Below are 712 nucleotides of genomic sequence, written 5' to 3'. Positions count from 1 at the left end.
ATTGATAGAAACTGAGACTGATTGTTTCGTCAGCTCATGAGCCGCGTACGCAGTCCCGCTTCCTACCAAAAGCAAACAAGCAGCAACCAGAATGACTTTGCTTTTGCTAAGCTTTACGGAAAACAGCTTTTTCATTTTTTGTGTGATGAAAAACGCCTCCTTCTCCTCGGAGAGATTATATAGAGTATCTAAAAGGCTGTCAACCCTCCCTTCTCTTTCTCCCAAAAGCTCAGTGTCTTCTTCATTATCCTGAAATACACTGAGAAACGGAAGAAAGACTTGTCGACAAACCTATCCTATGAGGAGAAGAAAGCATGTAGAACTTTTATAGAAAAACGCTGTAAGGGACAAGCTCTTACAAAACCCGCTAGCGTTTTTTGTCAGTTTATACGGAAAAGTCTTTTCGCATTTTCAGTCGTGATGGAAGCAATCTCTTCAAAGGTCATTTCTTTTAATTCGGCGATTTGTTCTGCCACATATTTCACATAGCTTGGCTCATTTATTTTCCCGCGGAAAGGGTGCGGTGTGAGAAACGGGCAGTCCGTTTCAATCAGCAGCCAGTCATTGGCAATTTCCTTCACTACTTCCTTCGGTTTCTTCGCATTTTTAAATGTCACCGGTCCCCCAAATGATAAATAAAAATTCATTTTCATGCATTCTCTTGCCACTTCCGCACTTCCTGTAAAGCAGTGCATGATTCCGCCCACAGCTT

1 protein-coding gene and 1 pseudogene are annotated in these 712 nt (G+C 42.1%); both read right to left on the bottom strand.

The annotated features are described in order from the left end of the window. Positions 1-225 (bottom strand): annotated as a pseudogene (locus ACWHAR_RS27095) (hypothetical protein); the annotation flags it as partial. A 155-nt stretch (positions 226-380) separates the two neighbouring features. After that, positions 381-712 (bottom strand): TatD family hydrolase (locus tag ACWHAR_RS27090; protein ID WP_452088435.1); only part of this gene is annotated, 332 nt, incomplete at its 5' end.

This window comes from Bacillus sp. LR--39, assembly GCF_053613335.1.
Note: the sequence above shows the minus strand (reverse complement) of the source record. Positions and strands in the feature narration are given on the sequence as shown.